Source organism: Leucobacter salsicius M1-8, from assembly GCF_000350525.1.
Taxonomy (GTDB): domain Bacteria; phylum Actinomycetota; class Actinomycetes; order Actinomycetales; family Microbacteriaceae; genus Leucobacter; species Leucobacter salsicius.
This window is the reverse complement of sequence record NZ_AOCN01000019.1, coordinates 38,400-64,458: the sequence shown is the minus strand read 5'-3', so window position 1 is coordinate 64,458 and position 26,059 is coordinate 38,400. Positions and strand designations below refer to the sequence as shown.

Genomic DNA, 26,059 nt, shown 5'->3' with positions numbered 1-26,059 from the left:
TAGTTGCTTGCAGTCGCACAACGACCGAGGCGAAGTCAGCGATAGACTTGCTGCGCACAACAAAGGCCAAATTATTATGCATATTACCGTCTCCAGCACCACGCTCACGCTTCCTGCGCTTCCCCCGGACACTTCTTCTGTGGATGTACTTTTTGATGACGCACGCGTGTGGTCTATCGACGTGCGCGCGAACTGGGCGGGAGGGACGTTCGATTGGCCCAATGCGCTCCTCCCTTTTCTCACCGGATCCACCTGCGTCTTAGTCCAGGATTCCGCGACGGGCGTTCAGATCGCGAGTCTCGATGTGCGTTTTACTGAGGCGCCGCATCGCACCAGTGTGGTCGACGACGCGGGCATCGCACTTGCCGTCAACAAGTGGGGACGAATGGGCATAGCTCTAGAACACATGGGTGCCGATGTCCAGGCACTTATCGTGCAGCGCGCGGCTGAAATCGTCGCATTCTTAGATTCACTTGGCTTGCGCCCATTCGTGGTGGGCGGCACGCTCCTCGGAGCGTGCCGTTCACAGTCGCTCCTGCCGCATGATGACGATGCCGACATCGCTTACCTGTCGAACCACACGCACCCTGCCGACGTCGCAATTGAAGCGTTCCAAGTAGGACACGCGCTCACGCAGGCCGGATACGCTATCAAACGCCACAGTGCCGCCCATATGCAGCTGTTGTTTCAAGCGAACGAGCACACCGCCCACCCCGTGGATTACTACATCGACGTGTTCACCGCGTTCTTTACGCCCGACGGCCACGTGAATCAGCCATTCCATGTGCGTGGCATCATGCGCGAAGATCAGATGCTTCCGTTCGTTCCCGTGCGCATCGGCGACACCGAGTTTCCGGGCCCTTCCGATACCGACCGTTGGCTCACCATCAACTATGACGCCAACTGGCGCACTCCAATCCCCGGATACCAAATCAAGACGCCACCCGCTACGCGGGAGCGCTTCGATGACTGGTTTGGCTGGTTCAACTTACACCGCGAGTTCTGGGATGAAGAGTTCGCTGCCGCTGTACCCATTCCAACACTTACTGTGGGCGATGCTGACTGGGCCGCGGGCCGAGATTGGCTCGCTCAGGGCGATGCGCGATCCTGCACCCTCATCGACTTGGGGTGCGGCACCGGTGAGCTCACCAGACAGCTCGCCTCACAGCTGCCCTCGCGCCGCGTAATAGGTGCCGATTTCTCAGATATCGCGTTGACCCGAGCAGCGCTCAATTCGCTGCCTCCGGATCACGCTGGAACCCCCGAGTGGGCACACGTCAATCTGTATCGCGCGACTACGCTCGGGCTAGCGTACGACCTCGGCGTGACCGGACCGTTCGATGTCGTCGCAAACCACGTGTTCGAACAGATTGGCCACCGAGGTCGCGAGTGGGGTTGGCGTCTCCTGCGTATGGCTCTACGATCTGGCGGAACCGCACGCCTGACGTTTCACGAGAAACCTTCGGCTAGTGTGCGGTTTGAAGTCCCGACAGGCTGGCACCTCACACGCACTCAGGTAGCCGAAGAAGCCAAGTCGCTCGGGCTTTGTGTCACTTTCGAGGCGCTGGGCGGCGCACGCAAAGTCACCGGAGCCACAATTACACTCAACCGATCTCAGCAAGTGTTGACGCCGCAGGGAGGCATCTAATGACCGAACCCGACCAGAAAAACCTTAGGTCCCGACTCGTTCGCGCTCTGATTCCACGCAAGAATCAGCATAATTCCGATCGTGAGCGAATAGCGAGGCTCGAAGCGGCCGTACTTGAATTGCGCAGGGACAGCCTTCGGATTGCCGAACTCACAGACCTTGTCGAAACACGACTTACACCCACCTCCGAGGGGCCCAGCACGACTCAATAGAAGAACAACCACGGTTCGACTTAGACTCAAACCCGTACACTCATCGATACGACCGCTTTCTTCGAGCTCAGGGAGTCGCCCAATGTCTAATCTAAAATTTGCCGTCGGTGTTGTGATCGCGGGGGCGCTTGCGTTTGGCGCGAACTTCGCGGGAATGGCCATCACCGCACCGATGCTGCACGGCATCCCAACGGGCTCAAGTTCAGGACAAGGTGAGCCAACAGATCTGGCGCCAGGGGGAGACCAGGACTACGAATCGCTGCTCATCGGCCGCTGGCAAGCCCCCGAGCCCGCAAATCAAGAAGCCTTCGTCGAATTCAGCGACCACGGGATTTGGAGCGCTTCTGATGGCTGCAATGGTGCCCAGGGTGATTGGAGTGTCGAGGACGATGGCACCTTTGATGGCGGCGTTGGCGGTGCGATGACGCTCATCGCATGCGACAACGTCGCGATTCCTTTCGCTGTGTGGGACGCCACCCGCGTCCAGATCACCGCAGACGATGAGCTCATACTTACGAGCGAGAACGGCGAGGAGCTACTGTTGGTCCGTACAGGAGATGAAGCTTTCACCATCATCGGCAGCTGGATGCACGAGGGCGGCTCGGCTGATGAGATCAGCATGGTTGAGTTCGCCACTGACGGCACCTGGGTAGGAGGTGTCGGATGTGCAGAGTTCACCGGCACTTGGACCCTCGGGGTTGACGATAAGGCCGTCACCGAAGGCGAGGACGCGGAGCCAGCGCCTCCGGTGGTCCTGTCAGGGCCTCGCAACCTCTTCATCGGCCCCAAGCCCGCTGACGCTCCCAAGCCCTGCGCGGATGGCCCCAAGGAATTCGTGCTGAACTACGACACCGCGTACGTGTTCTACACCAACGAGGATGGCTCGTTCGAGCTCGGCAGCACCGAACCGGGCGAGCTGGCCGATCAGCCGACCCTGCTGTTCGAACGCGGCTAGCGCGCATACCCAAAGAAATGGCCGGTGCCCCGCGGGGCACCGGCCATTTCTGTATGCGAGACAGACTACTGCTGCTCGAGCGCCGAAGCAATGATGCGGTGCGCGGGCAGGATGCTCCGGCGCTCCTCATCCATGTCGATCTTGCCGGCGACGAGGTCGGCGAAGTGCTCGAACTGGGCTGCGAGCGGCTCGGGGCCAGACACCTCGGGCACCTCCATCTCGGTCATCTGACGGAAGCCTGCGCTGCCGTCAGTAACCTCGATGTTGGAATGCTTGTACTTGGTGACGCTGCGCAGCAGCAGGTCGACCTCGACCATGGCGCCGAGCGACTGCACCGTCAGGCGGCGCACCTTGCGCTGGCCGATGCGGCTGGCCGACGCCGAGGCGATGCCACCGCCGGGAAAGCGCAGGGTCATATCAATGACGTCCTCGGCACCCTCCACCGACTCGGGGTGGAAGAAGCCCAGCTCGGCGCTCACCTTTTCGGGCGTCTGTGCACCAAACAGGTTCGAGATCAGGTCGGCGTCATGCACGAGCATGTCCCACGAGACGCCCGTCTTGATGCGCGACCAGAAGGGCGAGTGCCGCTCGGCGCGCACGTACACCGGGTCCTCGATGAGCTGCCTGGCGGCCACGACGCCCGCGTTGTAGCGCTCGAGAAAGCCACACTGCACGGGCACGCCGCGCTTTTCAGCCATGCCGAGGATTTCTTCGGTCTGCTCGAGTGAGGGGCAGATCGGCTTCTCGATGAGCACGGGCACGCCCGCATCGAGAATCTCGCGGGCGATGTCGTAGTGGTACTCGGTCGAAGCGGCGACCACCACTGCGTCGGCCTTCTTCAGCGCCTCTTCAGCAGCCGGAAACCAATCGCCACCGAACTGGTCTGTAGCGGCACGGCCGTTCTTCTCAAACGGGTCGACGATGCCAACGAGGTTCGCGCGCGGCGACGACGAGATGATGCGGGCGTGATTGCGGCCCATGGTTCCGGCGCCAAACAGCACCACATTCATTTCTGCCATAAGGTTTCTCCCTATGCTCCGAGGCCGATGACGATGCGGGGTACGCCGCTCCAGCGCGCCGGATCGGTGGCGTTACGTCCGTCGGCAAACAGTTTAATGCCGGGGAAGTCCGCGGGGCTGACTTCGAGGTACTCGCGGTGGTCGGCCTGCAGGATCGCGACGTCAACGGCGTCGCCCATCGTGTGCGCGGCGAACCCGAAGGCTGCGAGCTCGGCATCGCTGAACAGTGGATCGTGCACGGTCACCACTGCGCCGCGCTTCGTGAGCTCCTCGACCGTGGGGAAGACACCTGACACGGCCGTCTCCTTCACCCCACCGCGGTAGGCGGCGCCGAGCACGACGACGCGCTGATCGGTGAGGTCGCCCATCATCTGTTCCACGCGGTCGACCACGTAGGCGGGCATTGTCGAGTTGTAGTTGCGCGCGGTGCGCACGATGTCTGCGTCGGGGTCCGTTGACAGGTAGAGCCGCGGGTAAACCGGGATGCAGTGGCCGCCGACGGCGATACCGGGGCGGTGAATGTGGCTGAACGGCTGAGAGTTGCACGCCTCGATGACGCGGTACACGTCAATGCCAGCCTCATCGGCGTAGCGGGCGTACTGGTTCGCGAGGCCAATGTTCACGTCACGGTAGGTCGTCTCAGCGAGCTTTGCCATCTCGGATGCCTCTGCCGTGCCCATGTCCCACACACCGTTAGGGCGGGGCAGATCGGGGCGCTCGTCGAACTCGAGCACCGCCTCGTAAAACTCGATGGCCTTGCGCGTGCCCGCCTCATTAAGCGCACCCACGAGCTTGGGGTACTTGCGCAGGTCCTCGTAGACGCGACCCGTGAGCACGCGCTCGGGCGAGAACACGAGGTGGAAGTCTTCGCCCTCGGTAAGACTCGAGACCTCTTCGATCATCGGCTTCCAACGATTACGCGTGGTGCCCACCGGGAGCGTCGTCTCATACGAAACGAGCGTGCCGGGGGTCAGATGCTCGGCGAGCGAGCGCGTCGCCGCGTCCATCCACTTGAAGTCGGGCTGCCAGGTCTCTTCGTCGACCAGCAGCGGCACGACGATTACGACTGCGTCGGCGCCGGGAATCGCGTCGGCGTAGTCGGTCGTGGCGCGCAGCTTGCCCGCGGGCACCTGCTCGGCCAGCTTCTCAGCGAGACCCGTCTCGCCGGGAAATGGCTCGACTCCCTGGTTGATGAGGTCGACGAGCGTGGCGTTTACGTCCACTCCGACAACCTCGTGCCCCATTGACGCGTACTGCGTGGCGAGGGGGAGGCCAATTTTTCCGGTGGCGACTACTGCAATCTTCACGTGGTTCAGTCTAAGGGGTGCGACTCGGGCGCCCGCCGATTCCCAGGAAATCGGCCATCGCTGCGGCAGTGAGGTCTCCCCCGTGCACAGCCCGCACGAAGGCGGCGCCGCGCGATCCGGCCTCGCTTCGTGCCGCTGCTGCACCCGCGAGCTCAGCAAGCACCCGGCCCAGCGTGTGCGGCGTCGCCTGCACGATCGGCAGCTCGCGCCCCGTGGCCGCGAGCACCGCGGCCCGCACCTGGTCAGAGACGTTGCCAACGACGGTACGGCCCGCGGCCATCGCCTCGCAGGCCGCGACCCCGTAACTGCCCAGTAGCAGCTGGTCAACGACGATATCGGCGCGCGCGATGGTCTCGGGCATCTGAGGGGCCGCGATGCCCGAGAGCCGCTCGTACCGGATCACCCCGCGCTCGGCGAGCTCTGCCGCCGCACGGTCGACGTGCGCTGACCCTTTGATGCTCGCGTTGCTGGGAATGTGCATGACGGTGGGAAGGCCGCTCGGTTCGCCTGGCTCGCCGTCGAGCCGCTTCGCCGCGCCAGCCCACGCATCGACGTCCACGACGACAGGCAACAGGGTCGCTTCAGGCACGTCAATCAGCAGGTCGGGGGTCGACACGAACACCGGGCCATCGAAGGCGTCGAGCACCATGCGGTTCTCGTCGGCACCGCGCTGCAGCCGCTTCACGGTGGGTCCCCACTCTGACAGCAGCAGGTCTGGCGTGCGTGCCGCATGCGCGCGGGGCGAGCGGATATCGCTGCCGTGGCACAGCAACGCCACCTGCACCCCGCGTGCGCGCAGGGCCTCGATTTCGTGCAGCACTACGCGCCCTGTGCCCTTACCGACCAGCGAACCGAACGACTCGATCACCACGTGCGAGTATGCGGCGAGCGCCTCACGCTGGCTCGCCTGCCACGCTTCTGACCCAATGAAGACACCGCTCGGCACGATCTGATCCACTGCAAACCCAAACCCGCCGGCGCTCGTGGCGAAGCAGCGCGCGGAAATGCTCGGCGCAGCGCCCTCGGGCTCGGCACGCTCCAGGCTGCGCGCCCAGTGGTGCGCCTGCCCGGCATAGTTGAACGGCCCGAACAGCACCCGCACGGGGGCAGCCGCATCGGGCAGCAGGGGATCCGGCACCGCTCGCCCCCGAGCGAGCAGCGACCGCAGCTTGCGCAGCGGCCAGGCGTCGCTCGCCAAGCCCGCGCTGATGGTGCGGTCAATCCACGCGGGCCCCTCGTTGCGCGCTCGAATCACGAGCCCCGCTATGCCTTTGGCCACGTGCGCCCCAGCCTCCCCGATCCCAGCACGCGCGAGCCGCGTGCACGTCTTCGGCTCCCGCTCGCGGAAGCACTCGACTAACAACAGTAGGCTAGTTGCCATGAAGATCATGAGTGTCGTGGGCGCCCGGCCACAGTTCGTCAAACTTGCACCGATCGCTGCGGCGGCCACCGAGGCCGGCCACGAGCACATTATTGTGCACACCGGCCAGCACTACGACCCCATGCTTTCTGACGTATTCTTTCGCGACCTCGGCATCCCCGAGCCCGACGCGCACCTCGGCGTGGGTTCGGGTTCGCACGGCGTGCAGACCGGCGCCATCCTCGCGCAGATGGACGAGGTGCTCGAGCGGTTCACGCCCGACTGCGTGCTCGTCTACGGCGACACCAACTCGACCCTCGCGGCGGCCGTGAGCGCGGTCAAGCTGCACTACCCGGTCGCGCACCTCGAGGCAGGCCTGCGCTCCTTCAACCGCGCGATGCCCGAGGAGCACAACCGCGTGCTCACTGACCACGCGGCTGACCTCTGCCTCGCCCCCACCGAGGTGGCCATGGGCCACCTCGCGAATGAGGGGCTCGCAGATACCTCGGTGCTCGTGGGCGATGTCATGACCGACGTGCTGTTCCAGGTGCGCGACGCGGTGCAGGCCGACGGCACCGCCAACCCGGTCGCCGATATTGATGCCCCCAACGGTTACTACCTCGCCACGATTCACCGCGCCGAGAACACCGACGACCCCGAGCGCCTGCGCGAAGTCGTCGCGGCCCTCGCAGCGGCCGACAGGCCTGTCGTGCTGCTCGCCCACCCCCGCGTGCGCGCCAAGGCGGAGGAACACGGCATCTCGCTCACCACGGGATCACTCATCGTGCGCGACCCGCTCGCTTACCCGCAGCTGATCGCTGCGGCGCTCGGCAGCTCCGGCGTCGTCACCGACTCGGGCGGGCTACAGAAGGAAGCGTTCTTGCTGCGCGTGCCATGCACGACCGTGCGCTTTCAGACCGAGTGGGTCGAGACCATCGAGCTCGGCTGGAACGTGCTCGCAAACACGACCGACGAGATCACGGCCGCGCTCACCCGCCCGGCACCCGCGGCGACCGACGCCGCGCCCTACGGCGACGGCTTCGCGGCCGCGCGCGCGATCACAGAGATCGCGACGCGCATCGGCACGCGTAGCTAGCAGCTAGCGGCGCTACACACAGCGAGGCCACGATCCGGCAGTGTTCCGGATCGTGGCCTCGCTGTGTTGCATCGTCTCCAGCTTTCCCCTCTAATACTGCACGCACGCAGTCACTAGCGTAGGAATCGCCGCTGCTGCGGCCGCAGGCGGGCGAAGGGGGACGCCGATGCTCTGGAAACTTCTCGTGCGACACATGCAGCACGCGTGGCTGCTCGTTATCGGCGTCGTCGTGTTTCAACTCGCGCAGTCAATCGCTTCGCTGCTGCCAAACCTCAACGCCGACATCATCGATCAAGGTGTGGTGAAGGGCGATATCGGTTTCATCTGGTCGACCGGGCTCACGATGCTGGGCATCGCCCTGGTGCAGGTCGGCAGCGCGAGGTAGGCCAGTTTGGTGCCCCCTCACTGATCACCCGCAACACCAACGACGTGCAGCAGGTGCAGGTGTTGGTGCAGGTCACCGCGACGCTCATGGTGGCCGCCCCAATGCTCGCGATCGGCGGCGTGGTCATGGCGCTGCAGCAAGACATCGGACTGTCGTGGCTCATGGCCGTAAGCATCCCGGTGCTGCTGATTCAACGGGCGATGATTCGGTTGCGCGAGAACCGCACCGCGTCTGTGATTGCGCAAAGGTGCCTACTGGCGGCTCTACAACGCGCAGTTCGACGCTCCCATGAGCGAGGCGCTACCGCAGGCGCTTCTGGCGGCGCCAGCACTCCCGAGCGCACCCGTCGATCCGGCAGCGGGGCCGGATCCGGCGCGATCGGAGGGCGAGGGGTAGTCTTCGAGCGCTACGAGCCGAGGGCCGCCGCGGCCTGGGCGGCGCGCGCTGCCCAGCTGTGCTCGAGGCGCACCTCGCGCGCCCGAGCCGCAGCCGCCTCGTACTCGGCGGGGTACTCGCGCAAGCGCGTGAGCAGTCCCTCGAGCGCGTCGACCGAGTACGGCAGCGCCCAGCCCACCCCGTTCTCCTCGACGAACTGGGCGGCAAGCGATCCCTCGGTCGCCACGATGGGGCGGCCGTGGGCGAGGTACTCGTACATCTTGAGCGGCGCCGCGAACTCGCGGTAGGCGATCGGCTCCATGAACAGGCAGCCCAGGGCGGAGCGCGCGTAGTGCGGCTCGAGCTCGGCCCCGCTCGCGTGCACGACCCGGGTCGCGCCCGAGGTCATGAGGGGCTCATACTCGCCGCGCTCGGCCGCCCAGAGCGCCGCGCTCGTGCAGAGTGTGAACGGCGCGTCGGCGCTCCCCGGTGTGCCCGGGGCACCCGGCATGGGGCCGAGGGCCTCGAATGCGCGCACGGCATCGTGCAGCCGGTAGTAGTTGCCGAGGGCCCCCACGTAGAACATTGACGCCGGGTCGTGCGGGGCGGGCGTCTCCACGGGGTCAGACCCGGGCGGCAGAGCCGTGCACTGGGCCACGTCGGTGTGCGGCATGACCTCGGCCATCTTGAGCGACGGTACGAAGATGCGGGTGGCCGCGGTGCGGTATCGCCGCAGGTCTGACCGGTACAGGGCGCACGTGCCGACGGCGATCAGGCGGTTCACCGATTCAAGGTACGCGTCGCTGTTCCAGTAGATGTCACGGTAGAACACTCCCGTCGGCACGCCGCGGCGTTTGCAGAACGCCAGGAAGCTGAGGTCCATGCGGGGGTGCAGCGGGAGCCGGTGCGGGTCGGTAAGTGCGGTGGGCATCGTCGATGACTCGGAATACACAAACTCGAACCGCTCGCCCGCACGGATGCGCCGCTTCACGTCTCGCATCGCGGCACGGCGCTCGGCCGAGTAGCCGGTGATCTCGGTGACCTCGTACCCGAGCTGCGTGAACGCGTCGCGCATGCGCACTGGGCGAATGCCGCTCGCCGCCGTTGCCTCGCGGTTGAGCGGGTACGGCGTGTGAAAAATCATCTGCTTCATGAACCGGCCTTCCGGTAGACCTCAACGTAGTTGTTTACAAACACGGCGCGGCCGCAGTGTTCAATGCTCCGCGCACGAATGTGTGCGGCGTCGAACGCGTCAAAGCGTTCGCGCAGCTCGATCAGCGCGGCCGTCAGTGCGGCTCGATCGCCCACGGGAACGAGAATGCCGGTGTCGGGGCGCGCGGCGCCCCGCCCGCCCCAGGTGTCGCTCGCGATGACGGGGATGCCGAGCGCCATCGCCTCCCAGAACACCGTGCCGAAGGTTTCGGCGTCACTCGTGAGCACGAACGCGCTGAACCCCGCGAACTCGTCGGTGATGCGTTCGCGGGGCACCGCGCCCACGAATTCGATCAGGCCCGCGGCCGGGCTGCCCGCGGCGCGGGCTTCGAGGGCGGCGCGCTCGGGCGAATCGCCCACGATGCGCAAGATTGGTGCGCTGGCTTCGTCAGGAGCGCCGTCGGTGCCAAACGCGTCGGCGAAGGCGTCGATGAGCTGGTCGACGCGCTTACCCTCGTCAAGATGTGAAACATGCCCAAACACGAACCGAGATGTGGGCACGGGGCGCACCGCCGCGCCCTCGAGCTGCGGCGAGAGCAGCCCGGGGACGGCCTGCCAGCGGTTGGTGTCGTATGCCGCGTTGAGGGCATCTGCAAAGCCCGTCGACACCGCAACGAGCGCGCCTGCATCGCGTGCTGCGGCGAGCGCGCGACGCCTCGTGGCCCCGCTGCCGACCTGCGCGGCGACTGACGGTCGGTGCTCGGTGACCACGAAGGGCACGCCCGTGCGCCGAGATATCCGCGCTGCGATGAGCCCCGCCGGCAGCATGGTGTGAGCGTGCAGCACATCGGGGGTGCCGTGCTCGCGCTCGTACCGCTCGTACAGGTCGAGCCAGGCGCGCTCGAGCAGCTTGAGTTTGAGCCCCTCGGCCTTGGGCACGGGGAGCAGCACGTCGCGGCGCAGTACCGCGACGCCGCTCTCATGGGCGCTGCGCACCCCTGAGGGCCGCGCCCGCAGCGCGGCGAGCTGGTAGATCGCGAAGCCGCGCACCGCGAGGACCCCCACCGTGTGCCCCGCGGCGGCGAGCGCCTCGGCCTGTTCCCTGAAAAAGCTGCCACTGAAGTCGGCCGCCGTCTCTGGGTACCAGGAGGGCATCATCAGTATGTGCATCCCATCGAGTTTACGCGGGGCAACTGTGTACCGCGTAAGGCCGGGTGCCGCGCGTCGCGCGACTCTGAATCCGGCTCTGGGAGAATAGGAGCATGCAGCATCTCACGCTCTCGCTCACCCGCCCCCTCGTCTCGAGCGAGACCACTGACGATTTCCCGCTGCACGACGGGGTTTCGCTGTTCGGCCACCCCACGCACGCGGGCGAGCTCGCGGACGCGCTCGTGGCGTCGGCGGCCACTCCCGCCGACACTGGCACTGGCACTGGCACTGACGTGGCCTACCCTGCGGCGATCGCGGGATCGAGCGGCCACTGGGCCGGCGTGGTGGAGGGGCCGGATCGCGTCACGCTGTTCGCGGATCACCTGCGCAGCTACCCACTGTTCTACTGTGTGCTCCCCTCGGGGGTGATCGTCACCGACGATATTGCCGAGGCGCGTCGACTCTCTGGGCTCAACGCGCGGGAGGCGAAGGCCGCGGCAGAGTTTCTATCGCTCGGATTCGTGACGGGGGCGCAGACGCTTTTCACCGGCATTCGCCAGGTGCAGGCGGGCGAACGCATCACCATTCACGCCGACGGCCGCGTGGAGAGCGCATTCACTCGTCGCACAAAGTACACGGGTCGAGACATAACTGACGACGAGCCCGCGAACGAGCGTTTCACGACCGCGTTCGACCGCGCCCTCGATGCCATGTTCAGCTGGGTCGGCGACCGCCAGGTCGTCGTGCCATTGAGCGGCGGGCTCGACTCTCGCCTCACCCTCATCGCGCTGCGCGATCGCGGGGTTGAGAACGTGCTCGCGTTCACGTACGGGGTGGCGGACTCGCGCGAGGCCACCATCAGTCGCGAGGTGGCCGAGCGGCTCGGCTACCGGTGGGAGTTTGTCGAGTACGACCCCGAGGGGCTGCGCACCGCGTGGGCGGGCAAGGACGCCGGCGACTTCGTGCGCGCGAGCTACGCCGGAGCGTCGCTGCCGCACGTGCAGGACTGGTTTGCCGTGCGCGAGCTGCAGCGCCGCGGGGTGCTCGCGAGCGACGCCGTGTTTGCCCCGGGTCACTGCATCGTGGGCAACGGGCATGACGACGAGATCATCGACGCACCGGGCACGGTGTCGCGCGAGCAGATGCTCGACCTCATTCTCGGTCACCACGCCTCCATGCGCGCGGGCGGGCGCCAGGCGCTCGTGCGCGATTCAGACTTCTCGGCCAAGGTGTACGCGTACTTCGACCGCGTGGGCTTCGACGGCTCGCCCCTCGCCCGCTGGCAGACGCTCGAGGATTGGAACCTGCTCGAGCGGCAGACCAAGTACATCAACAACTCGGTGCGCACCTATGAGCATTTCGGGTATGACTGGGCGATGCCGATGCTCGACCGGGAGCTGTTCGAGGCGTGGGAGGACTTCGCGCTGAACATCACTCGCGATCGTGACTGGTACCACCGCTACGTGTTCAACCGTTACGAGGCCACCACGGGCGAACGCATCGGCACGTTTACGGCCACGAACGTGAGCGCGAGCAAGCGCGACGCCGTGAAGCGCGTGCTCGCGAGCCTCGGGCTGCTCGATGCGGTGACGAGGCGCATCACGCTGCGCGCCGTTGAGCACCACCCCATGTCGTTTCAGGCGTTTTTGGGAGCGGCGACACCGCGTCAGCTGCGCCGCGAGATTCTGCGCGGCGGCACTCAGATGGGGCTCTACACCGAGCAATTCCTCGCAGACACGTGGAGCCCCACCGCCCACATTTTTGACTCCCACTAGGGCACAACTTCTAGCTGGCGGCGAGGATCAGCTCGCTAGTGGACGCGTTGAGCCCGTAACGCCTTTGCGAAGGTGCTGACTGATTGCACCATCAGGAGGTCACCCTGTCTCGAAGTAGAATGGGCGGGTGACCAAACCTAGCCTGCTGATCGTGTCGTTCTCGGACATCGCAAATGATGCACGAGTAAAAAAACAGATTGGCCTGTTTGCTGAGAAGTATCGTGTCACGACGTGTGGTCGGGGCCCCGCAATCAGAGAAGACGTTGAACACATTCAGCTCTCTGCGGCTGGTTCACGTGCGGGAGCGATTGGGCAGGCCATCTGTTTGCGTATGCATGCCTGGCGAGCTGCGTTTCTCTTCGAACCCGAAGTAAAACAGGCACGGCGGCTACTCAAGGGCCGTAGCTTCGATGTCGCGATTGCAAATGATGTCGAGAGCGTCGTTGTCGCCGCTGAAGCCGCCGGATACGATAGAACACTTTCAGATCTGCACGAGTACTGGCCTGGCCTGCACGATCAGAATCCGAGCTGGGTGAAGCTCAGGCGCCCGTTCTATAACTGGATGATTCGCCGCTATGTCGCACGGGCAGGGGCCGCGATAACTGTGTCGCAGGCGATCGCTGATCGTTACCTTCGCGAGTTCGGCATTGCGTGCAATGTCGTGCACAACGCGACTCCCAAACACGACCTGTCTCCCACCGCAGTCGGTGCGAACATTCGTATCGTTCATTCAGGGGGCACCCAACCCAACCGGCAACCCGAGGTCATGATGCGGGCTGTTGCAAATAGCTCCGCGCCCGTCTCCATGGACATGTATTTGACCGGGCAGGGAACCGAGTATGCCCGCACCCTGATCAAGCTTGCCGATGAGCTCGGTGACCGCGTCACGATTCTGCCCCCGAAGCCGTATGACGAGCTGATCGCCGCGTTGAACCAATATGACGTGGGCATTCACATCTTGCCGCCAACAAATACCAACAACGTCCTCGCACTACCCAACAAGCTTTTCGACTATGTGCAGGCCCGGTTGGCTGTGGTGGCAGGCCCCACGCCTGACATTCAGCACAGAGTCGAAGAGTTCGACCTCGGCGTCATCACGGATGGTTTTGATGAGGCCGATGTACAACGTGCAGTTGATGCGTTGACTCCTGCTGCGGTGACTGAATGGAAGCACAACGCACACCGAGCAGCGCAGGTGCTGAATGCCGAGTATGAGCTTCCGGTGCTCCGCGACGCCATTGATGGGCTCTTGAAAGCTCGTCGATGATCACCCCTGATGTCGATGTGATCATCGCGGTGCACACCCCCACGCGCCCCGTACACCGAGCAATTTCTTCGGTGCTAAGCCACACGCTCGCCAAAGCGCGCATAACCGTGGTCGTGCACAACACGGACCCGGCACCGATCCATGCGCAATTGCTAGAGTTTCTCGACGATCCTCGGGTTCGATTTGCGACGCATCAAGATGAGTACCGCACACCGGCTGGTCCCAAGAATGTTGGGCTCAAGATGGCTACGGCTCCATTTGTTGCCATGCTTGATTCAGATGACACGCTCGAACCCGGCGCTCTTGACGCTTGGTTGGCCGCAGCTCGCCTCGAAGGTGGCTACGCTGACGCGGTGATTGCCCCCACCGCGTCGGTGAACGGTATGTTCCACCCGTCACCTCCTGTCAGACAGGGTCACGTGCGGAGTGGGCGGTTGCGGCCGCTGAACCCTGTGAAGGATCGTCTGGCCTACCGCTCGTCACCGCTCGGGCTTATCGGGCGTAGCAAGTTTGCCCACTTGAGATTTGCGGAAGGCGTCCCTACGGGGGAAGACCAGCCGCTCACCGCCGAGCTGTGGTTCTCACCTGGAAGCAGAGTCGTCTTCCCCGTTCTCGCTCCGAAGTATCAGGAACACCATGACCAGAGCGATCGAGTCACTGGAGTCATTCGATCGGTGGCTGAGGAGTTTCGCTCCTTAGATTTCACGCTTGATCCGGCTGCGGTGTGGGGGCGGCAGCCGGGAGTAAGGCTCTCACTCGCCGCAAAACTCATTCGAGTGCACGTCTTTGACGCGGTACGAAACCGCGTCGGTCATGGCTGGGATGATCTTTCGGCTCAGCAGACGTCGCTCGTGATCAAACGGATTCTTGAGTGGGAGCCGCGCGCTCGATTCGTGCTCGCCCGCGCGGATGAAGCTCTGCTCGATGCGCTCTGCGGTGGCAGTTGCACCGAAGCAGAGCTGGAAAAATTGCTTGCGGCGCGTAGCCAGCTCCGTAGCGCTCAGGCGCTGCTACCCAAGCGCTTGCGCTTCATGCTTCATGCGCAGGCGCCTCTGCGCTTTCATGCTGCTGGCGTGCTGCTGGCGAGACGAGTGAATCGCCCGCGTTAAAGCTCTGAACGGCCACGAAGCACTCGGTTGACTCCCGGCCGTTCAGAACGATTAGAGCAGTCCCGCCAGTTCTGCCTGCAGTCTAAATTCGGGCACCTGTTCCACGACCTCGTCAAAGGAGCCGCGGCCCAGAATATTGCCCCGGTCGAGGTAACAGACCTGATCGTAGTCGCGAATCGTGGCGAGGCGGTGCGCCACCGTGATGAAGGTCACCTCACCCTGCAGCTCGCGCATCGACTCGGTGACCCGGTTCTCAGTCGCAGTGTCGAGCGAGCTCGTCGCCTCGTCCATCACCATGATGAACGGGTCAGAGTACAGTGCACGGGCGATGCCGAGGCGCTGCTGCTGGCCGCCCGAGATGGAGGTGCCCCGCTCGCCGATGTACGCGTTGATACCGTCGCCACGCTCGGCAAGGTCACTCAGGTGCGCCCGACGCAGTGCATCGCGGACGCGCTGCTCGTCGTAATCATCGCTCCAGGTCAGCGCAACGTTCTGAGCGATCGACGCGTCGAATAGGGCGACGCGCTGTGGCACGTAGCCGACCCGGCTGCGCCACTGGCGCATAACGTTGGTCAGCGGCTCCCCGTCGATCGTCATCGCGCCGCCCGTGGGCACACTGAGCCCCAGCAGAATATCGATTAGCGTCGACTTGCCTGCGCCCGAGGGGCCGACGATCGCGAGGCTCGACCCAAACGGAATCGTGAGCGACAGCCCCGAAAGCACATCTTGCTCACCGCCCGGGTAGCGAAACTGCACGTCGCGCAACTCGAGCGCACGCGGGGAGTGAGGGATCTCGGCGGTGTCCACTAGCTCGACCACCCCGGCGCCCGTCTCGCGGGACTCGCGCAGCTCGCGAATCACGTCGCGAGCGTAGACCTCGTTCGCGGTGGCGAGCGTGAAGCCGCCCTGCACCGCGTTCATCGCGGGAATCATGCGAAAGCCAGTGGCAGCGAACAGTGCGATCGCGACAACGGCCTGGGCTGCACCACCCATCGCAAAGGCGACACCGCCCACGAGGAGGAAGCCGCCGATGAGCACAATCTCGAAGGCATACTTGGGCACGATGCCCAGAAACGACATGTTGGCGCGCGCACGCGTCGCGATGCGGCGGTTCTGCGTCACGACCTCCCCGATTTCATCGAGTTTGCCTCGCAGCACCACCTCCTTGAGCGCATCGACCATCTCAGTCATGAGTGTGGCCACCCGGTAGGCGTACTTGCGGTTCGCGCGTCCAGCCTGCTGCGACTTGCGTGCGATCACGAACAGCATCAGCGTCGAGAAGAGCAGCAGGTAGACGAGCACGATCACAGCGATCACCGGCTCGGCGAACACGAGCACCGCGAGCACCGACACAAATGTGAGGGCGTTACCCGGAATCTGCGACAGTGGCAGAATGAAACCGAGGTTCGTATTGGCCATCGAGCTGTCCACGATACGGGTCACCTCGGCGGTGCTGATTTGTGACCGTTTCTCCCAGCTCGCGTGCGTGTAGGCACGGAACAACGCGTCACCTACCTCGAGCTCGTAGCGCGCAAAGCGGCGCGTCGCGAACCAGTGCAGGGTAACCGCGAACACCCCCTTCAGCACGAACAGGGCGCAAATCACCACGATCATCCACACGGTCGCAGACTCTGGGATCGCTCCGATGACGGGCAATTCGATGGCGGTCCCCGTTGCGAGCGGGGTCACGACCAGCACGATCAGGCCGAGCGCCGCCGTATCCAGGATGGCGAGCAGCCCAGTGACGATCGAGTACCGCAGGTAAAAGGGCTTGGCCCCCGCCGGAAGCACGTCAAAGAGCTCGATCAGGGTCTTCCACATGCTTTTCATCGGGTCGATTCCTCCGTGGGAGCGGCTGAGCGCTCCATCCATTCCAAAAGTGTTTGACCGCTTCGCGCCCCGTCGTGATGGCGCCGCACGAACCCGGGCCCGCGGCTGGCGAGCTCTCGGTACGCAACCGGGTCGGCGGCAATCGCCGTAAGCACCGATTCAAGGGTGCCAGGGGTCGCCTCAAGCACCGGTAGGTCTTCACCGGTGCGTTCGCGTGTGAGATCCCGCACCCGATCTGAGACATGCGACACAACAATTCGGCCAGCCGCGAGCGCCTCACACGCCGCGACGCCATAGTTGCCCACGCGAAACTGGTCGATGACCACGTCTGCCGCGCCGTAGATCCCAGGCATCTCGTGGTGCGGCACACCGCTCACGGGACGGTACTCGATCACGCCTCGCTCATGCAGGTCGTGCAGAGTCGGCTCGATCAGGTCGGTGCCCTTCACCGTCGAACTAGATGGAGCGTGGGCGACACGCAGCGGGCGTCCCGGTGCGAGCGGTGCCTCTGTCTGCACCCACTTGCTCGGGTCGACCACCACGGGCAGCCACTGCGCTCCCGGGATTTCGTCGAGCAGGTCGGGCGTCGATACAAACACCGGCACGTCCGCGGCGCGCACCAGCTCACGATTGCGCGCGGTCACACCGCGAAACACGCGCGTGAAATCGGGGTCCGCACGAAAGTGCGACAGCGGCTCAGCCGCTATATGGCGATCCGGATCACGAATGTCGCTGCCGTGAAACAATAGCGCGACACGAACGCCCGCACGCTGCAGCGCGTGCAACTGCTGCAGGGTGTCGCCGCCCCACAGCGTGGAGAACGGGGGCACGCCCGATTCGAGGAGCGCGGCCTGAGCGCGTGACACGGCGGCGAGCTGTCGCTTCTGCCAGCCGCGGCTGTGTGCCGCATACGAGGAGAGCACGCGCTGGTCGATATCGAAGGCGAAACCGGAGTCGTTGGTGAACGACATGCTGAATCCCCGGATCGCGGCATTGCTGTTGCGCTCCTGTGCCGCATATTGCTGAGCGGCGTGGGCCCAGGCGTGGCCCTGCCCTGCGCTGTTGGCCGGGCCGACGAAGAGCGTCCCGTCGTGAGATTCGATCCCAGCAACGGGCGGGCGGGCGGCACCGCGGGCGCGCAACTTGGCGAGCGTCAGCCAGCTGTAGAGCTTCGCTTTGAGCGCGTTGGCCCCGCTCACTGGCGCCCCCGTGCGGATGAGCCGTGAGCTTCGCGCAGACGCGCGTGAGTGAAGCTGGTCGCTCGATCGGCGACACCCGCGAGCGAAACGTTGGCCTGCGCCCACGCCGCGATCGCGGGTCGCGAGTTCTCGCGCTCACACGCAATATCTTTCAGTGCCGCCGCCACCACACCGGGTTCGAAATCTACGCCGGCACCCAGGTGGGGCGTCGCCGCAAGCACCTCTCGTGCCGGGCCCGGGCCCGCGTACACGACCGGGGTGCCACAGGCCCACGCGGCAAAAATCTTGGTGGGGTAGGCAAAGTCGTAGCCCGCGCCCGGCTTGATACTCGCAACGCTGACCGCCGCCCCGCGCTGCCAGGCCGCTGCCTGCGCCGGCGGCACGGGGTCGTGAAATTCGACATCAGCGCCCCGCTCTTCAGCCAACAGCTTCAGCGCGGGAAGTGCGGTGCCCTGCCCCAGGAACACGAGTTTGAGCGGGGTGCCGCTGTCTTGCAGTTGCGCGATTGCGCGCACAAAGATCTCGGCCCCCTGCCACTCCGATGCCGTACCGGTGTAGATGGCGTAGGGGTGGCGGACTGTTGATCCGGCGCCGTTGTTGTCCGCAGCACCGTCGCCCGCGTCGGGAGTAAATACCGCGGTGTCGATGCCGTTGCCCACGGTCTCGACGACCGCGCGGGGCGCGATCTGGCGCACTCGCTCGGTCACGCCCGCATTGACCGAATAGACGCCTCGCGCGCGGTTCCAGGCGAACCGCTCCATGCGCCGCACAACGTTGACGACGAGGCTCGGAGCCCCCGTGCTGGCGCTCGCGTCAGACCACACGTCGGCGGCGTACGCGAACACCGGGGTGCGACGAATTGAGGCCGCGAGGGTCGCGAACAGCACGGTGGTGGGCGGCGGTTCCACGATGATCGCGTCCTGCTTAGGCCCGAACAGGATGCGAAAGAAGAGCGGAATATCGAAGCTCAGGTACTGCAGGTACCCGCGCACGTAGCCGCTGCGGTCGCGAAGCACCGGAAAGCGCGTTACTCGATACGGCACCTGCCTCTCGGTCGCCGCGCCGCCGGGCTCGCGCAACTGTTTGACCGGCTGGACCGTGAGTACCCGCACCCGATCCCCCGAGCGTGCGAACCCCGAAGCGAGCGCCGCGAGTCGAAACGAGGCTGCGCTCGGTTCGGGGTCGAAGATACGGCTAGCTATAGCGACGCGCATGATTGGCTGGCGGTTTCGCCTACGCCCCCGCCGACATAATCGCGGTGACGCCCGCGATGATGCGCTCGACGTCGCCCTCACCCAGTGACGGGTGCACCGGCAATGACAGCACCTCGGAAGCAGCCTTCTCGGTCTCGGGGAGCTCGAGGCCCGGTGCGAACTTCGCGAGCGACGGCAGGCGGTGGTTGGGGATCGGGTAATACACACCCGCCCCGATGTTGTGTTCTGCCTTCAGCGCGTCGCGCAGTGCATCGCGCTCAGCGGCCTCAACGCGGATCGTGTACTGGTGGTAGACGTGCACCGCCTCGGGAGCAACATACGGCGTGGTCAGCCCGTCGATACCGGCCAGGCCCTCGTTCAGTGCAGCCGCGTTCGCCTGGCGCTGCGCGGTCCACGCGTTCACCTTGGTGAGCTGCACGCGGCCGATGGCAGCGTGGATGTCAGTCATCCGGGTGTTGAACCCGATCACTTCGTTGGCGTACTGCGTCTCCATGCCCTGGTTGCGCAGCAGACGCATATTGCGCGCGATCTCGGGGGTCGCGCACGTCACCATGCCGCCCTCGCCCGAGGTCATGTTCTTCGTCGGGTAGAGCGAGAACATCGCGAAGTCGCCGAGGGTGCCCACCGGGCGGCCCGCCCACGAGGCACCGTGCGCCTGCGCGGCATCCTCGTAGATCGCGAGGCCGTGCTCCTGGGCAATCGCCTCGATCTGGTCGACCAGGTACGGGTGGCCGTACAGGTGCACGGGCATGATGCCCTTCGTGCGGGGCGTGATCGCTGCCTTCACGGAAGCCGGATCGAGTGTAAAGGTGGCCGGATCGATGTCGGCGAACACGGGCGTCGCGCCCGTGAGTGCCACCGAGTTACCCGTCGCGGCGAACGTAAACGAGGGCACGATGACCTCGTCGCCCGCGCCGACACCGGCGGCGATGAGGCCCAGGTGCTGGCCGCTCGTACCCGAGTTCACCGCAACGGTTTCGCGTCCCTGCACGAAATGCGCAGCAAACTCGGTCTCAAAAGCCGCGACCTCGGGGCCCTGGGCGATCATGCCGCTGCGCAGCACACGGTCGACGGCCTCCCGCTCCTCATCACCAATGATCGGCTTGGCAGCGGGAATAAAATCCATAGACATAAACGTTTCACCTTTCGCGTGCGCGCCGACATGCAGGGATGCGCACACATTCGTCTGCCAGAATAGCCTGTATGAGCTTTGAATCCGCGGCACGCGACGCGTCTGCCGCCTCGGCTTGGGTCGTCATTCCGCTATTTAACGAGGCGACGGTGATCGCAACCGTGATTCGTGATCTGCTTCCCGTCTTTCCCAACGTGGTCTGCATCGACGACGGTTCTCGTGACGGTTCGGGCGAAATTGCCCGAGCAGCTGGCGCCCATGTCGTTACGCACCCCATCAACCTCGGCCAGGGGGCCGCATTGCAGACGGGATTCGAGTACGCCCTCGAGCGCGGCGCTAGCTACGTGGTGACATTTGACGCCGACGGCCAGCACCGCGTGATCGACGCCGCGGCGATGCTCGACCGTGCACGAGACGAAGACCTCGCGATCGTGTTTGGTTCACGATTTCTCGATGACCGCACGAACCCGGGCATCCTCAAGAAGATCGTGCTCAAGACGGCCGTCGCTGTCACCAATGTGACGACGCGCACCAAGCTCACCGACGCGCACAACGGTCTTCGCGTGATCCGGGCCGACGCCCTGCGCATGTTCAAGCTGCGGCAAGACCGTATGGCGCACGGCACCGAGATCGTCGTCAAGCTCGGCAGGACGGGCCTCCCGTACGCCGAGCACCCCGTCGAGGTCATCTACACCGACTACTCGAAGGCCAAGGGGCAGTCGCTGCTCAACTCCGTGAACATCCTCGTCGATCTCATCATCAGGTAGGGCGGCAGCATGACCCTCTTTCAGCTTCTTCTTATCGCCGCCGTCGTCATCGCGGCGACCCTCGCGGTGCGCTTCCTCCCGGGGGAACGCTCGCTCGCGCTGAAGCGCATCTTCGCAATTCTGTTTGTTGCAGCTGCGGTGTTCGCAATACTGTTCCCCAACGTGCTGACCGCGGTCGCGCACTTCTTTGGCATCGGCCGCGGCACCGACCTGCTGTTGTACCTGTTCATCGTCGCCATGCTGACCTTCGCGGTCGCCACCGTGCGCGCCAAGGCTCGCAGCGATGCCAGGGTGACCGACCTCGCCCGAGCTGTCGCGCTCATGGAGGCGCGGTTCGAAGAGGGGACCACGCGCGCTGATCGAAACCCCACAGCTGCGGCTGAGGCCGCGGAGTCTGAACAGGACGGGCCTCAGGAGTGATGGCCTGGGTTTCGCTCGGGATCGCAGCTACGGCGGCCATCGGCATCATCGCCCTGCTGGGCGCACCGATCGCCTGGGCACTGCGGGCCCGCGGCTTTGCCCTGGCGGTAATCTCGGTCGCGGCGGCGTTTGCGGTCGTTGCGGTGTCGTCGCTCATTGCCCCGGTTATTGGCGTGCGCTGGTCCGTCCTCGTACCCGTCGCCATCACTGTGGTGCTTACCCTCGTGCTTGTGGGGTTACGGCGCTTCATTCTGCCGCGGATCCCGTCTCGTGCTGCGCACGACGGCACACGGGACCTGTGGGTGGGTGTAGGCGCGGCCGCGATTGGCGGAGCCGTCATCGCGATTACCCTCGCGGTAGGGATTCGCGCGGGCGACGCAGTCTCGCAGACGTTTGATGCCGGGTTCCATCTCAATGCGGTGCGGTACATCCTCGACTCAGGATCTGCGTCACCGCTCGACATGGACATGTCGGCTCCTGGCCAGTCCGTGTTCTATCCGACGCTGTGGCATGCAATCGTCGTGCTCCTCGTGCAGCTCACAGGTGCCACGATTCCAGTCGCGACAAATGCGTTATTGTTCGTGGTCTCGGCGGTCGTGTGGCCTATCGGAGCTGTTGCCCTCGGCCGCGCCGTCGCGGGCCCGAGCCGAGCCGTCACCGTTGTTGCCGGTATCTCCGCCGCAGCTTTTCCAAACTTTCCACTGTTCCTCGCAGGCTATGGGGTGCTTTACCCCAACGTGTTGTCCTTGGCCCTGATGCCGTTCCTGGTGGTTTCGGGCCTGCTGCTGCTCAACCTGGGGCCCGCTCGACGCGCGCTTCCGATTGCCCCCGCTGGCAGGTGGCTACTCTTCTTTGGTGCGCTGGGCGCAGCCGCGCTTGCGCACCCCAACGTGGTGCACGCTGTGCTCGTTTGGGGCTTTGTACCCGTAGTTTGGGCTGCCTGGCGTGCCCTACGCGGTCGCCCTGTTCCTGGTAACAGCGGTGTACTCGAGGTGCCCCGCACCCCGTTGTGGGGCCGACGACTGCTCGCTGTTGTGGGACTCGGCACGCTGCTTTTCGTGACCGCAGCGGCGTGGATCTTCGGTCGCACCTCCGACAACGTGTGGCAGGGGTACTTCGGGCCCCGCAGCGCGTTGCTGCAACTCGTGGGAGGCACCCCCCACCTGGGCGGTGACGCGTGGGTAGTCTCGGCCATTATTCTTGTCGGCGCCGTCATCGTCTGGCAGCGTCGAAGCATGCGCTGGCTACTCGGCAGCGCAGCACTACTGGCTGTGTTCTATCTCATGGCCGACGGCTTCCCCACGTCCGACTGGCGCACGCTGTTCTTGAGCCCCTGGTACAACGATCCCCGACGCCTGGCCGCCCTTGTGCCGTTTGGCGCGCTGCCGCTGCTCGTGATCGGCGCTGTGTCACTGTGGGCCATGCTGCGCCCGGGCATCATGCGGCTTTCCCGGCAGCGGGTTTCGGCCGCGTTCCCTGGAGGTACGGCTCACTCCGGTCGCACTGGCAGAACATCATCCGTGGTGCGCACCCGCCGAGTGGTCACGATTCTCGCGGTTCTTCTGCTGATCGCAGCGGGTCAGTCGGGCACCTATACCGCCTCGCAGACGGTGCGTGGTAGCTACGACGCTGCGAAGCCGCGGTTGCTGAGCGACGATGAGCGCACGCTGTTGGATCGCCTCGACGAGTCGGTCCCTGAGGGTGAGGTCATCGCCAACAACCCGATGAACGGCAGCTCGCTCTCGTATGCGCTGGCCGACCGCGCCGTGCTGTTTCCCCACGCTGGTGGCTCCTATTCCCAGCTCGGGTACGAACTCGTGCGCGACCTCGTAAAAGATCCGGTTCGTGCCTGTGAGGTGTCAACCGAGATTGGCGTGAACTACGTGCTCGACTTCGGCAATGACTACGTGCTCGACGCCGATACCCAGCGCGCAGTGCCGTTCAAGGAGATGAAGAATCTCAAGAAGTCGCCGGTGCTGAGCGAGGTTGATCGCGAGGGCGACGCGGTGCTCTACCGCGTCGAGGGCTGCTAGCTAGTAGCCCCGCGACTGGTTGGTCATCGCGCCCACCAGCCCCATCAATAAAATATGCGCGACTAATTCCGCTTAACAGTCACTCTAAAACGGAATTAGTCGCGCATATTTCTTGGACCAGCGCCGGCTGAGAGTAGGCCTCGCCTACGGACGCCGGGCCACCCGCAACTGGCGCCCGGCCCCTGTGGTTAGTACCGCTCGCCCACACGCACCGTGTAACCCGCGTCGCGCAGCGCCTGCGCGACCTGTTCGCCGTGCTCCTGACCGCGCGTCTCAACGTGAAGCTCAAGCTCGACCTGGCTCACCGGTAGCTCGGTGGCGTGACGCGTGTGAATGACCTCAACAACGTTCGCGTTGTTCTCGGCGACAATCGTGGCGGTGCGCACGAGCTGACCCGGCTTGTCCGGCAACAGAATGCGCAGCTTGGTGTAGCGCGCCGAGGCCGCGAGTCCGTGCCCGATGACGCGCTGCAGCAGCAAGGGGTCGATGTTACCGCCCGAGAGCACGGTCGCGGTGACTCCCGTCGCCGAAACCTTGCCCGCAAGGATGGCCGCAACGCCGGCGGCGCCCGCGGGCTCCACGACGAGCTTTGCACGCTCGAGGAGCATGACGATGGCGCGCGCGATGTCGTCATCGCTTACGGTGACCACCTGGTCGACGTACTTGCTGACGATGTCAAAGTTACGGATGCCCGGTCGAGCGACAGCGATGCCGTCGGCGATCGTGGGTAGGGTCTGAATGGTGACCGGCTCCCCCGCCGCAAGCGAGGCCGGGTAGGGCGCGGCATTTTCGGCCTGCACGCCAATGACCCGGATCGTGCGGCCGTTGGCTGCAGCCCACTGCTTGGCCGCTGCTGCGACACCGGCGATGAGCCCGCCGCCGCCGATCGGCACGACAAACGTCTCGATGTCGGGGGCGTCGGCGAGCATCTCGAGCGCGACGGTTCCCTGGCCCGCGATCACCGCGGCGTCGTCGAACGGAGGAATGAACACGGCACCGGTCTCGGCGACGAACTCCTGAGCGGCCTTGTTGGTCTCGTCGAACGTGGCACCCACGAGCTGCACGTTTGCGCCGTAGCCCTTCGTCGCCTGCAGCTTCGGCAGCGCGACGCCGAGCGGCATGAAGATCGTGGCCTGAATGCCGAGCTCGCGGGCCGCATATGCGACGCCCTGCGCGTGGTTGCCTGCAGAAGCAGCCACGACGCCGCGAACGCGCTCCTCGGCGGTCAACTGCGTGAGGCGGTTGTATGCACCACGCAGTTTATAGGCACCGGTGCGCTGTAGGTTCTCGCACTTCATGTAGACGCGCGACACCCCCAGGCTTTCGGCAAGAAAGCGTGAAGACTCGAGCGGCGTGCGCCGCGTCACACGGTGCACCACCTCGAGCGTCTGCTCAAACTCGGCCAGTGTGGGGGCGGTGTAGGCCTCGGTCATCATTGTCCTTCCTTGCGGATAAATCTTGCGAACGATCGCGCGCGCTTCTTGGCCGCGGTTCGAGTGTGGTCACGCCGGTGATACTCGGCCACCGGATTGGTGCCGGGCGTCCATTCTTTTTTCACCAGCGTATTCACGATGGCGTTTGCAGAGGCAGCGAGCGGCACCGCGAACAGGGCACCGGGAATGCCGGCGAGCAGTGCACCGGTCGAAACCGCGAGCACGACGCCCAGCGGGTGTACGCGCACTGCGTTGCCCATAACGAGCGGCTGCAACACGTGACCCTCAATCTGGTTCACCAGAATCACGACGCCAAGCATGATCAGCGCGTTGACCGGGCCGTTGTAGATCAAGGCCACGAACGTGGCAATCAGGCCCGTCGAGATGGCACCCAAGAACGGAATGAACGAGCCCAAAAAGACGAGAATCGCGATCGGGATCGGCAGGGGTACCCCGAGCAGCGCTGCGCCAACGCCGATACCCACGGCATCAACGAAGGCGACAAAGATTTGCACGCGCACGTACTGGCCAATGGAAACCCAGCCGGCACGCCCCGCGGCGTCAAGGCCCGCGTGTGACTTCGCTGGCAGAAAGCCCAGCACCCAGAACCAAATGCGCTTGCCGTCGATGAGCATGAAGATCAACGAGAAGAGTGTGAGCAGCGCGCCCGTCACAAACGAGCCTGCCGTCGTCGCGACACCGAGCGCACCGTTCCAGATTTCCGACTGATGGTTCTCGATCGTCTTCATGATCTGGGCGACGAAGCCATCGATCTGCTCGGCTGAGAAGCCCAGCGCGTTTCCCTCGACCCACTTCAGCATGTCTTGCCAGACCTCTGCCGAACGTACGGTGAGGTCGTCGAGGCCGTTGCGCATCTGGGTCACGATAAGGGTGACGAGCAACCACACGGAGGCCCCGAACGCCCCAAGGGCGACCATCACGCCGAGCCATTTCGGAGCGCCGTGGCGTTCAAACCAGTGCACGACGGGTGCCAGCAGAGCCGTAAGCAGAATCGCGATCAGCACGGGGATCACGATGATCCGCACCTGCACAATCAACCAGAACACAGCCGCCAGCGCGAGGCCGATGAGGATCAGGCGCCACGACCAGGCCGCGGCAACACGCACGCCGAGAGGGAGCTCTTGCTCCGCGCTCCCGGCTGGGTTGGTCTCGCTTCTGCGCTCTTCCACGTCACAATCCTACCGACCGCCCGCTGTTCACG

General features: G+C 64.9%; 22 protein-coding genes and 1 pseudogene. 12 read left to right on the top strand and 11 right to left on the bottom strand.

The features are described from left to right. Nucleotides 1-139: 139 nt before the first annotated feature. From C795_RS0107990 to C795_RS0107985, 3 genes are all read left to right on the top strand, one after another. Complete coding sequence (locus tag C795_RS0107990; RefSeq protein WP_198008448.1) at nucleotides 140-1,648, top strand: class I SAM-dependent methyltransferase; 1,509 nt, start codon at nucleotides 140-142, stop codon at nucleotides 1,646-1,648. Continuing rightward, nucleotides 1,648-1,860 carry a DUF6752 domain-containing protein gene (locus C795_RS17850; protein WP_408605763.1) on the top strand — a complete coding sequence of 71 codons (213 nt, stop codon included), beginning with the start codon at nucleotides 1,648-1,650 and terminating at the stop codon, nucleotides 1,858-1,860. Before C795_RS0107990 ends, C795_RS17850 begins: the two co-directional genes overlap by 1 nt. A gap of 82 nt (nucleotides 1,861-1,942) precedes the next feature. Continuing rightward, nucleotides 1,943-2,815 carry a hypothetical protein gene (locus tag C795_RS0107985; RefSeq protein ID WP_017793234.1) on the top strand — a complete coding sequence of 291 codons (873 nt, stop codon included), beginning with the start codon at nucleotides 1,943-1,945 and terminating at the stop codon, nucleotides 2,813-2,815. A 65-nt stretch (nucleotides 2,816-2,880) separates the two neighbouring features. Here the strand turns inward: C795_RS0107985 and C795_RS0107980 are convergent, their stop codons facing one another. Genes C795_RS0107980 through C795_RS0107970 form a run of 3 tightly spaced genes read right to left on the bottom strand, consistent with a single transcriptional unit; the run spans nucleotide 2,881 to nucleotide 6,522 of the window. Beyond that, a complete protein-coding gene (locus C795_RS0107980) occupies nucleotides 2,881-3,834 on the bottom strand; it encodes a Gfo/Idh/MocA family protein (protein WP_017793233.1) in 954 nt (317 codons plus the stop codon). An 11-nt stretch (nucleotides 3,835-3,845) separates the two neighbouring features. Continuing rightward, nucleotides 3,846-5,141, bottom strand: coding sequence for a nucleotide sugar dehydrogenase (locus tag C795_RS0107975; protein WP_017793232.1), 1,296 nt, complete (start codon nucleotides 5,139-5,141; stop codon nucleotides 3,846-3,848). Nucleotides 5,142-5,151: 10 nt separating this feature from the next. Continuing rightward, a complete protein-coding gene (locus C795_RS0107970; protein WP_157487032.1) occupies nucleotides 5,152-6,522 on the bottom strand; it encodes a hypothetical protein in 1,371 nt (456 codons plus the stop codon). On the opposite strand from C795_RS0107970, the gene wecB reads away from it, so the two are divergent. The 3 genes and pseudogenes from wecB (at nucleotide 6,521) to C795_RS17410 (ending at nucleotide 8,378) form a co-directional block, all read left to right on the top strand. Beyond that, nucleotides 6,521-7,597, top strand: a complete 1,077-nt coding sequence (wecB, locus tag C795_RS0107965; RefSeq protein WP_017793230.1) for a non-hydrolyzing UDP-N-acetylglucosamine 2-epimerase — start codon at nucleotides 6,521-6,523, stop codon at nucleotides 7,595-7,597. The genes C795_RS0107970 and wecB overlap by 2 nt on opposite strands. A 166-nt stretch (nucleotides 7,598-7,763) precedes the next feature. Next, nucleotides 7,764-8,197 (top strand): annotated as a pseudogene (locus C795_RS17550) (ABC transporter ATP-binding protein); the annotation flags it as partial. 22 nt (nucleotides 8,198-8,219) lie between these two features. Then, entirely contained in the window at nucleotides 8,220-8,378 is a 159-nt protein-coding gene (locus C795_RS17410; RefSeq protein WP_198008446.1) for a hypothetical protein, read from the top strand. A 10-nt stretch (nucleotides 8,379-8,388) separates the two neighbouring features. Here the strand turns inward: C795_RS17410 and C795_RS0107950 are convergent, their stop codons facing one another. Next, nucleotides 8,389-9,510 carry a glycosyltransferase family protein gene (locus tag C795_RS0107950; protein WP_017793227.1) on the bottom strand — a complete coding sequence of 374 codons (1,122 nt, stop codon included), beginning with the start codon at nucleotides 9,508-9,510 and terminating at the stop codon, nucleotides 8,389-8,391. Beyond that, nucleotides 9,507-10,679, bottom strand: a complete 1,173-nt coding sequence (locus tag C795_RS0107945) for a glycosyltransferase (protein WP_083879179.1) — start codon at nucleotides 10,677-10,679, stop codon at nucleotides 9,507-9,509. Before C795_RS0107945 ends, C795_RS0107950 begins: the two co-directional genes overlap by 4 nt. A gap of 92 nt (nucleotides 10,680-10,771) precedes the next feature. Here C795_RS0107945 and C795_RS0107940 point away from each other — a divergent pair, with 92 nt between their 5' ends. The 3 genes from C795_RS0107940 (at nucleotide 10,772) to C795_RS15565 (ending at nucleotide 14,809) form a co-directional block, all read left to right on the top strand. Beyond that, nucleotides 10,772-12,433, top strand: a complete 1,662-nt coding sequence (locus tag C795_RS0107940; protein WP_017793225.1) for an asparagine synthase-related protein — start codon at nucleotides 10,772-10,774, stop codon at nucleotides 12,431-12,433. A gap of 127 nt (nucleotides 12,434-12,560) precedes the next feature. Next, nucleotides 12,561-13,700: a glycosyltransferase gene (locus C795_RS0107935; protein ID WP_017793224.1), complete on the top strand. Its 1,140-nt coding sequence runs from the start codon at nucleotides 12,561-12,563 to the stop codon at nucleotides 13,698-13,700. Next, the gene (locus tag C795_RS15565; protein WP_017793223.1) at nucleotides 13,697-14,809 is read left to right on the top strand and encodes a glycosyltransferase family A protein; all 1,113 of its coding nucleotides are present in this window, start codon (nucleotides 13,697-13,699) and stop codon (nucleotides 14,807-14,809) included. The genes C795_RS0107935 and C795_RS15565 overlap by 4 nt, the downstream gene beginning before the upstream one ends. Before the next feature lie 51 nt (nucleotides 14,810-14,860). On the opposite strand, the gene C795_RS0107925 is transcribed toward C795_RS15565, so the two are convergent. From C795_RS0107925 to C795_RS0107910, 4 genes are read right to left on the bottom strand one after another with little or no spacing between them, the layout of a single operon-like run. Beyond that, entirely contained in the window at nucleotides 14,861-16,639 is a 1,779-nt protein-coding gene (locus C795_RS0107925) for an ABC transporter ATP-binding protein (protein ID WP_017793222.1), read from the bottom strand. Next, entirely contained in the window at nucleotides 16,636-17,838 is a 1,203-nt protein-coding gene (locus tag C795_RS16610) for a glycosyltransferase (RefSeq protein ID WP_017793221.1), read from the bottom strand. The genes C795_RS0107925 and C795_RS16610 overlap by 4 nt, the downstream gene beginning before the upstream one ends. Further along, complete coding sequence (locus tag C795_RS15555) at nucleotides 17,835-19,052, bottom strand: glycosyltransferase family 4 protein (protein WP_017793220.1); 1,218 nt, start codon at nucleotides 19,050-19,052, stop codon at nucleotides 17,835-17,837. The genes C795_RS16610 and C795_RS15555 overlap by 4 nt, the downstream gene beginning before the upstream one ends. A gap of 19 nt (nucleotides 19,053-19,071) precedes the next feature. Next, the gene (locus C795_RS0107910) at nucleotides 19,072-20,184 is read right to left on the bottom strand and encodes a DegT/DnrJ/EryC1/StrS family aminotransferase (RefSeq protein WP_026139535.1); all 1,113 of its coding nucleotides are present in this window, start codon (nucleotides 20,182-20,184) and stop codon (nucleotides 19,072-19,074) included. Between the two features lie 71 nt (nucleotides 20,185-20,255). Between C795_RS0107910 and C795_RS0107905 the strand changes: the two genes are divergently transcribed. Genes C795_RS0107905 through C795_RS0107895 form a run of 3 tightly spaced genes read left to right on the top strand, consistent with a single transcriptional unit; the run spans nucleotide 20,256 to nucleotide 23,404 of the window. Further along, complete coding sequence (locus C795_RS0107905) at nucleotides 20,256-20,951, top strand: glycosyltransferase family 2 protein (RefSeq protein WP_017793218.1); 696 nt, start codon at nucleotides 20,256-20,258, stop codon at nucleotides 20,949-20,951. A 9-nt stretch (nucleotides 20,952-20,960) separates the two neighbouring features. After that, nucleotides 20,961-21,371 (top strand): DUF2304 domain-containing protein, encoded by a 411-nt coding sequence (locus C795_RS0107900; RefSeq protein WP_017793217.1) that lies wholly within the window; start codon nucleotides 20,961-20,963, stop codon nucleotides 21,369-21,371. Beyond that, entirely contained in the window at nucleotides 21,371-23,404 is a 2,034-nt protein-coding gene (locus tag C795_RS0107895) for a DUF6541 family protein (protein ID WP_017793216.1), read from the top strand. Before C795_RS0107900 ends, C795_RS0107895 begins: the two co-directional genes overlap by 1 nt. A gap of 188 nt (nucleotides 23,405-23,592) precedes the next feature. On the opposite strand, the gene ilvA is transcribed toward C795_RS0107895, so the two are convergent. Together ilvA and C795_RS0107885 are read right to left on the bottom strand one after the other, a co-directional pair. Next, nucleotides 23,593-24,840, bottom strand: coding sequence for a threonine ammonia-lyase (gene ilvA / locus C795_RS0107890; RefSeq protein ID WP_017793215.1), 1,248 nt, complete (start codon nucleotides 24,838-24,840; stop codon nucleotides 23,593-23,595). Beyond that, nucleotides 24,837-26,027, bottom strand: a complete 1,191-nt coding sequence (locus tag C795_RS0107885; RefSeq protein ID WP_017793214.1) for an AI-2E family transporter — start codon at nucleotides 26,025-26,027, stop codon at nucleotides 24,837-24,839. Before C795_RS0107885 ends, ilvA begins: the two co-directional genes overlap by 4 nt. Between the last annotated feature and the right edge of the window lie 32 nt (nucleotides 26,028-26,059).